The 4,338-nt window shown below is 33.9% G+C and carries 5 protein-coding genes and 1 tRNA gene; 4 read left to right on the top strand and 2 right to left on the bottom strand.

The window, feature by feature from the left end; translation table 11 throughout:
- Positions 1–41 precede the first annotated feature (41 nt).
- Genes U9P79_07730 through U9P79_07715 form a run of 4 tightly spaced genes read left to right on the top strand, consistent with a single transcriptional unit; the run spans position 42 to position 2,007 of the window.
- Positions 42–566 carry a site-specific DNA-methyltransferase gene (locus tag U9P79_07730; protein MEA2104511.1) on the top strand — a complete coding sequence of 175 codons (525 nt, stop codon included), beginning with the start codon at positions 42–44 and terminating at the stop codon, positions 564–566.
- A 2-nt stretch (positions 567–568) separates the two neighbouring features.
- Positions 569–895 (top strand): hypothetical protein, encoded by a 327-nt coding sequence (locus U9P79_07725; protein MEA2104510.1) that lies wholly within the window; start codon positions 569–571, stop codon positions 893–895.
- Positions 859–966 (top strand): RhuM family protein, encoded by a 108-nt coding sequence (gene rhuM, locus U9P79_07720; protein ID MEA2104509.1) that lies wholly within the window; start codon positions 859–861, stop codon positions 964–966. The genes U9P79_07725 and rhuM overlap by 37 nt, the downstream gene beginning before the upstream one ends.
- Before the next feature lie 12 nt (positions 967–978).
- Positions 979–2,007 carry a virulence RhuM family protein gene (locus U9P79_07715; GenBank protein ID MEA2104508.1) on the top strand — a complete coding sequence of 343 codons (1,029 nt, stop codon included), beginning with the start codon at positions 979–981 and terminating at the stop codon, positions 2,005–2,007.
- Positions 2,008–2,169: 162 nt separating this feature from the next.
- Here the strand turns inward: U9P79_07715 and U9P79_07710 are convergent, their stop codons facing one another.
- Both U9P79_07710 and U9P79_07705 read right to left on the bottom strand, forming a co-directional pair.
- Positions 2,170–3,759: an amidohydrolase gene (locus U9P79_07710; GenBank protein MEA2104507.1), complete on the bottom strand. Its 1,590-nt coding sequence runs from the start codon at positions 3,757–3,759 to the stop codon at positions 2,170–2,172.
- 19 nt (positions 3,760–3,778) lie between these two features.
- A tRNA-Gly gene (locus U9P79_07705) sits at positions 3,779–3,853 on the bottom strand.
- Positions 3,854–4,338: the final 485 nt, after the last annotated feature.

Genomic DNA, 4,338 nt, shown 5'->3' with positions numbered 1-4,338 from the left:
AATTTTATTTCATTCGATACAAAATGAATTAGGAGAAATTGATGAACAAATTTCACGAAGTTCTAACAGAACAACTTTCCAGAGAATCAAGTTTTATAAATGACAATGGAGATTTGAAAAAATTTGTTATCATTGATGCAGCTTACAATATAAATCCCAGATTAATTGAACTATTGATCGAAATTGATGAACTTAAAAATAAATTCTTCATACAAATAAAGAACCATTGGGTTTTCGATATTAATTTGTTTGTTCAATATATGGAGAACAAAAACTTTCTGAAAGACAGCTACACAAGATACAAAAATAAAATCGGTTTGAATATTGGCGGGAAATTCTTAAACCAACGAAATGAAGTTTCTCTTGTTTGGCCGTTTAAAGAACTCACCTTAAAACAGCAAAAGGAAATTCTTCTGCAAATTCTAAATAAAAACCAATTATATGTTAATCTCTCTTCAATTGATGATGAGGATTTCAAAGTATCTGACGATGATAAAGAACTTACAAAAGAGTTCTACAAAATAGAAAATGAACAAAAATCCACTCAAATGGAAATGGGTTTATAGTTATGAACGACATTAATAAAAATAATTCAAATAATAACCTGCAAAAATTTTCAAATTTTGTGATATTCCAAACTGAGAATGGAAAAGTAAACATTGATGTGTTTTTTCGCGATGAAACTCTGTGGTTAACGCAAAAACTGATCTTTGAACTTTTTGAAAAAGGCAGGTCAACTATAACCGAACATCTGCATAAAATATTTGCAGAGGGTGAATTAGATGAAAAACAGGTGTGTCGGAATTTCCGACATACCACAAAACACGGTGCTGTAAAAGGTAAAACACAAAAAAAGAAATTAAATATTACAATCTCCGCGCAATTACAGCCGTAGGTTATAGAGTAAATTCGCACAGAGCGATCGAGTTCCGTAAATGGGCAAGCGAGATTCTGCTAATAAGTTGATAAGGTAATAATATGGAAAATAAGTCACAACTAATAATTTACAAAACCGAAGACGGCAGAACAAAGCTTGATGTTAGATTGGAAGATGAAACTGTTTGGCTCACGCAAAAACTTATGGCAAAATTGTTTCAGACAACTGTCCCAAATATTAATATGCATCTAAAAAGTATTTTTGATGAAGATGAACTTGAAGAGAAAGCAACTATTAAGGATTTCTTAATAGTTCAAAAAGAAGGTAATCGAGAAGTAAAAAGAAAACAAAAATATTATAATCTTGATGCAATTATTTCCGTTGGTTATCGCATTAAATCGCAGATTGCAACTCAATTCAGAATTTGGGCAACTCAACGCTTAAAAGAATATATTGTAAAAGGTTTCACATTGAATGATGAGCGTTTCAAAAAAGGTAATTCGATGAATTACTTTAAGGAACTTCAAGAAAGAATTCGGGAAATCCGTTTATCGGAGCGTTTCTTCTATCAGAAAATAAAAGATATTTACACTACTAGTATAGATTACGATTCAAAAAATGAAAATACAATCAAATTTTTCAAAATCGTTCAAAATAAATTGCTTTGGGCAATAAGCCAACAAACAGCAGCTGAACTTGTTTATCGGCGAGTAGATGCAACTTTTCCGCTATTGGGAATGCAATCTTATGATAAAGAATCAAATATATCTGTTCGTAAAAGTGATGTTGTTATTGCCAAAAATTATTTGAATGAAGATGAAATTAAATTGCTTGGTTTACTGGTAGAACAATATCTTGCATTTGCAGAGACAATGGCACAGCAGAAAACTCCAATGTATATGGAAGATTGGATTGAACGGCTTGATGTAATATTACAAATGAACGGAAGAGAGTTGCTTAATAATGCTGGGAAAATCAGTCATCAGATGGCAAAAGAAAGAGCTGAAATTGAATTTAATAAATACAAAGATAAATTAAAAGAGATTAAATTTGAGCAGAATCTCAAAGAGTTGGTGCAGGATATAAAAAAGTTGAAACCTAATCCTAAAAAGATAAAAGATAAAAAATAAGTTCAAGGAAACACTATTAAAACAGAATGAAAATGGGCTTAACCCGCCGTTGGCGTGGCAGCTGCCAAACATTAGCAGCAATTCAGTAATAGACAAAATATTAATTTTATCCGGATTTTATTTATTTGACGTAATATTCTGGACAAAATTCAATCGAACAAATTACAACCTGCTATAAACGATTTCCCCATCAACTAAAGTTAAATATGATTTCGCCTGAAGCCAAAATGTTGAATCATGTTCTGTATAATCGTCAATCACGATAAGGTCGGCAAATTTTCCGGGTACAATAGAGCCAAACTTATCTTCCTGACGGGAAGCTTTTGCAGCCCAGATCGTGTAGGCACGAATCGCTTCTTCGGTGGTGATTTTTTGTTCCGGAATCCAACTCGGATTGGAAGGCTCGTTTCGGCTTTTTCTCTCAATCGCTGCATAAATCCCTAAAAAGGGATTATGACTTTCCACCGGAACATCCGAACCGAATCCAAAAACAGCACCGCTATCTATTAGAGAACGGAAAGGGTAACAATCCTTTCCATGTTCCGATAAGTTTTGATCATTAAATTTTGCATCCATCCTAATATGAATCGGCTGTAGTGCGGAATAAATATTGTGTTTCGCCACCCTTTTCACATCTTCCGGCAAGACGCATTGTAAATGCTCGATTCTGTAAAACAGGTCTTTATCCTCCAAATCGGGATGTTTTTGCGCGCGTTCAATCCCATTGATCACAATCGAATTGCAGCGATCTCCTATCGAATGAGTCAAAACAGAAATTCCATTTTTACCGGCTTTAACTAACAAATTATAGAATTCATCCTCACTACGTACAAGAAAACCGTAATTATCGGGTTCACCTTTGTAGGGATGATACATGAAAGCAGACCGTGAACCGATCGAACCATCCATAAAAATTTTCAATCCGCCGATAGTTAGCCAATCATCTCCAGTATATGATTTTACACCCCTCGCAATCATTTCATCAAACATTTCTAACGGGAAATGCCAGCAGACACGCATATTCAATTCATTTTTTTCTCTAAGAGATTTGAATAAATTATATGCACCTTCATCCTCTATGCTGTGCAAACCGGTCAACCCAAATTTATGTGATTCCCAAATTGCTTCTTTCACCAATCTCTCCTTTAACTCCGTTTGTAGCGAAGGTTGTGCGTCTGAAATCAATAACCAAGCGCGCTCATACAGAAAACCATTTAATTCCCCGTTGGCAAAATATCCAATCGAACTCCCTTCAGGTAATTTTGTTTTGGATGTAATACCCATTTTTTCCAGAGCAACCGAATTACAAAGAAAGGAATGCAAATCTTTACTGGAAAGAGAAACGGGTGTGTCCGGAAATATTTCATCAAGAAAATATCTATCGAATCCATTTTCTAATTTTAACAAATTTTTTTCCCACCCTTTTCCACTTATCCATTCCATCTTACCGACATGTTTTTTTTTGTATTCAAGCAATCTTTTCTCCATTTCAGAGATAGATGTGCAGCCGGAAAGGTCTGCTCTTATTTTGGAAGAAGCATAACTGACAAAATGAGTATGAGTATCAATAAAACCGGGTAAGAGAATTTTTCCATCTAAATTAATTTCTTCGTAGTATTTTGGTAAGTTTGCCTTAAAATTAGACAGTTTGCCTACAAATTTTATTTTGTTTCCTTCCACAAAAACTGAATTTGCAAATGGCTTTTGGGGGCTTTGGGTTAAAACTTTTCCGTTAGAAAATAGTATATTCATAGAATTATTATAATAAAAATGGAGCGGGTAACGAGATTCGAACCCGCGACCGTTAGCTTGGGAAGCTAATACTCTACCACTGAGTTATACCCGCTCTTATGGTTTGTTTTTCTGTCGGTTACTGATCTTTTAATTTTGGTCAAATATGGAGATATCCACATATTTCGTCAATTATTTTGGGAAGAATACTTTTTCCGTATTACGCTTTTCTAAAGCATTAATAATATCGTTTTGGAAAAACGAATTACGTGTATTACGCTTTTCTAAAGCGTTCTTCAAATTACCATTTTGGAAAAACGAGTTACGTGTATTACGCTTTCCCAAAGCGTTCTTCAAATTATCGTTTTGGAAAAAAGAGTTACGTGTATTACGCTTTTCCAAAGCGTTCCTCAAATTACCATTTTGGAAAAACGAGTTATGTGTACTACGGTTTTCTAAAGCGTTCCCTTTTACCATTTTAAAAAATTTATTTCACATAATCCGGTAAAGTTACTTTTATCCATTCATCTTTAAAATAGCCGAAATGACTGAAAATTATTTGATCAGTTAGATCACAGATCGAAGTTGCTCCAAATATCT

The organism is Candidatus Cloacimonadota bacterium (assembly GCA_034661015.1).
In the GTDB taxonomy this organism is placed as follows: domain Bacteria; phylum Cloacimonadota; class Cloacimonadia; order JGIOTU-2; family JGIOTU-2; genus JAYEKN01.
Note: the sequence above shows the minus strand (reverse complement) of the source record. Positions and strands in the feature narration are given on the sequence as shown.